The 3,304-nt window shown below is 63.5% G+C and carries 3 protein-coding genes and 1 pseudogene; 3 read left to right on the plus strand and 1 reads right to left on the minus strand.

The window, feature by feature from the left end; translation table 11 throughout:
- Positions 1-634: DHHA2 domain-containing protein (locus C1722_RS00870; RefSeq protein WP_180994963.1), on the plus strand; the 634-nt coding region annotated here is incomplete at its 5' end.
- 150 nt (positions 635-784) lie between these two features.
- Here C1722_RS00870 and C1722_RS00875 read toward each other — a convergent pair.
- Positions 785-1,690, minus strand: a complete 906-nt coding sequence (locus tag C1722_RS00875) for a LysR family transcriptional regulator (protein WP_102377588.1) — start codon at positions 1,688-1,690, stop codon at positions 785-787.
- A gap of 153 nt (positions 1,691-1,843) precedes the next feature.
- Here C1722_RS00875 and C1722_RS00880 point away from each other — a divergent pair, with 153 nt between their 5' ends.
- Both C1722_RS00880 and C1722_RS16770 read left to right on the plus strand, forming a co-directional pair.
- The gene (locus tag C1722_RS00880) at positions 1,844-2,227 is read left to right on the plus strand and encodes a hypothetical protein (protein WP_244386090.1); all 384 of its coding nucleotides are present in this window, start codon (positions 1,844-1,846) and stop codon (positions 2,225-2,227) included.
- A gap of 182 nt (positions 2,228-2,409) precedes the next feature.
- Positions 2,410-3,304: pseudogene (locus C1722_RS16770) on the plus strand (hypothetical protein); the annotation flags it as partial.

The raw sequence follows: 3,304 nt of genomic DNA on the forward strand, positions 1-3,304 counted from the left end.
CCATCACCGCATCGGCGATGTGTCCACCGTGAATCCCATCCAGTTTCTGAACCTGCCGGTCGGTTCCACGGCGACCATCGTCGCCATGGAGTTCGAACGTCACGACGTCGAGATCCCGAAATCCATCGCGGCGGTCCTCCTTTCCGCCGTCATGACCGATACCGTCATCCTCAAGTCGCCCACGGCGACCTCGTTCGACCGCGAGCAGGCCGAGCGCCTTGCCGCCTTGGCGGGCGTCGAGGCGACCGAGTTCGGTCTTGCCGTGTTCAAGTGTCGTGGCGGCGAGGATAACCTGCCGGTCGATAAGCTCGTCGGCGCGGATTCCAAGGAGTTCCAACTCGGCGATTCGACCGTGCTCATCGCGCAGCACGAGACGGTCGATCTGCCCGCCGTCATGGAGCGAGAGGACGAGATCCGAGCCTATATGCGCCAGCTCAAAGACGACAACGGCTATGAGTTCGTGCTTTTCATGGTGACCGACATCATGGCGGAGGGCAGCCAGTTTCTGTGCGAGGGCAACCGTCGCATCGTGGATCGGGTGTTCAACATCAAGTGCACGGGCGTGGGCGGTACGTGGATGCCTGGCATCCTGAGCCGTAAGAAACAGGTCGCAGCCCGCATCCTCGGCTCGTAGACCGACGGACGGGTTGGTGCGCAATCGGCTCGTAGGCTGACGCGCAGGTTGTTGTGCAGTCGGCTTCTTGGGCCGACGCGCGGGTTGGCCTTTATTCTCGGCTCGTGGGTCGGTGCGTAGATGAGAGCATGCCCGAGCGGGCGGTGCGTTTCAGGCGCACTGCCCGCTTTCCTTTTCCCAGATTCTCCCGATATGCCCGATGAGGAACTCCTCGAACCGCCTTGCTTCGGGGGATTGTTCGCCGTCCGAATCCACGATGGCTATGGTCCGCGCAAAGCGAGTATCGGCGAGGGAGACGAGATCCGCTTCGTAGTCCGAAAGGTCGCCCCAGCTGTGCTCGGGCCAGAATCCGATGCCGAGGCCGAGGCCGATCATCTTTTTCACGACCGAGGGGTTGTCGCTTTCGAAGGCGATGTGCGGTGTGAAGCCCGCAAGCGCGCAAAGCTCGTCGCAGAGCGTCCGGAAGGCCCTCGATCCCGCGAGGCAGATGAAGCGGCTTTCGGCCAGACCGCTCAGATCGGCGGGTTCGGGAGGACGCGGGCCGCGGCTTGCCACGGCGATGCCGATGCGCTCGGTAAACGTCGCTTCGACGGCGGCGTCGGGCGGCGAAGCGCTCAACCCGTGAAACGACCCGTCGGAGGCGAGGGCCGTCACGTGGATGTCGCACAGGGGCTCGTGCTCGTTCTGGCTGATGAGGAATCGGGTGTCGGGATGCTCGGCGCTGTAGAGAGCGATTGCGTCGACGACGATGCCCGAAGCAGCCTGGACGTCGATGCGAACCGTGTGCCGTTCGCTTTCCGAGAAGGCGGCGATATCGCGGGCGATGCCGTCGATGCTCGCGAGGGCCGGCGCGAGCCTGTCTTTGAGGTAGGCTCCTGCGGGGGTGAGCCTGATGTTTCGGCCTGTGTGCTCGAACAGATTCACGCCGAGCTCGCGCTCGAGGCGACGGATGGCCTGGGAGAGGGCGGGCTGCGCCACGTGGAGCTTCTTGGCGCTGTTCGTCACGTGCTGGCTTTCGGCCACTTCGAGGAAATATTTCAACTGCAGCAGTTCCATAGGAGATCCTCGCTTATTAATAATATAAAACTTATTATAACGATAGAAACAATATATTAGACGGTATTGAAAGAAAAGCGTAGCGTACTGTCCGTTGGCATGCAATCGATAGGGCTGCGCATCGGCGCGCCTTTTGGTAGGAGATGGTTCTTCGTGGCTGAATTTCTCGAAGCGGCAATGCTCGTCTGCTTCGGACTCTCGTGGCCTCTCAATGCGTTCAAGGCGTACAGAGCGGGTACGGCGAGGGGGACGAGCTGGCAGTTCATCGGTTTGATCACGATCGGGTACGCGGCAGGTATCGCCGCAAAGTTCGCGTCGGGTTCGATCAACTGGGTGCTCGCCGTGTACTTCGTCAACGTGGTCTGCCTCGGTGCCAACTGGCTCGTGTATTTCAGGAATCGCAAGCTCGACGCCGTCGCCGATGCGGATGCTGCCGCCCGTGCGCTCGGGGACGAGCAGGCGTGTCGGATGCGCGTCGAAGCGGCGCTTGAAGAGGGCTTTGCCGATGGCGTGCGCGCCGCCGCCCGCGGCATCTAGACGGCTGGCCCGGTTGCGGTTGCGCCGCCGCGAGTGGTGAAGCGCTCCTGCGAGCAGCGTCTCAGCCGCTCGCCCTCACGCGGACATCGGCGTTCGGGCGACGCATCTCGTGTTGTTTGGCGACCTTGCGATGCGTGCAAACGGGCATGCGCCCGGGCGCCGTACTTGGGTATAATGGCGTTATGACCCTCATCCGAACCAATACACCGAACGCTGCAGCAGCCGACGAGGCTGCATTCGAGTACGCCCTCCGCGTCTTTTCAGAAGGAGCGCGCCCCGTTGTCATCGTGCCCTCCTACGACGAGACGGTCCGCCTCAAGAAGGCCTGGTCCGAGCGCATGTCGTTCGGCATCGATGTGGCTACGCTTTCTTCATGGGCGGCCGATCTGTGGGAGCTGTACGGCGACGGGCGCACGTTCGTGGACTCCGTGCAGCGCGAACTCATTGCGGGCGCAGCCCTGCGCGACCATTGCGAGCAAAGCCTCGGATGCCTCATGCAGCCCACTTCGGGAACGCGCTCGTTTATCGCGCGTGTTGCGCGCGAAGCGCTGCCGAAGGCGGCGGGCGAGCACGATCTCGGCCAGGGCGAGCGCGAGGCGGTCGAAGTGCTCGACCGATATCGCGACATCGCGGCTTCGGCGGGCTTGGTCGAGCAGTCCGAAGCCCTCGCGCTGCTTGCGGATACTTCCGTGCTTGCGCAGTACCGCCCCGTTACCGTGGGGTTCGAACCTGACGCTTTCACAGCTGTCGAGCAAGATTTTCTCGCGTGCGCTGGGGCGGTCGCGTTCGTCAACGAGAGAAGCGCGGAGCCTGTCGGGAAGCGCGCGCCCGAGCTGGCATCGCTGCTCGCAGCGCTTTTCGAACCCGATGAGGAGCATCCCGTTGCTGCAACCGGCGCAGTGCGGTTCGTGCTGCCTTCGGGACGCTACGCTGCGCCCCGATCGCTGTGCGATGCCCTTGCCGCAATCCGATCCGACGATCCCGGTGCGTCGGTCGCGGTGGCGGCGCGTGACGCCTATGCCTGCTTCGAGGAACTCGCACCGAGGCTTGCCGCGCGCGGCATCGCGGCCGAAGTGC

Origin of the sequence: Raoultibacter timonensis (assembly GCF_900240215.1) — a bacterium.
In the GTDB taxonomy this organism is placed as follows: domain Bacteria; phylum Actinomycetota; class Coriobacteriia; order Coriobacteriales; family Eggerthellaceae; genus Raoultibacter; species Raoultibacter timonensis.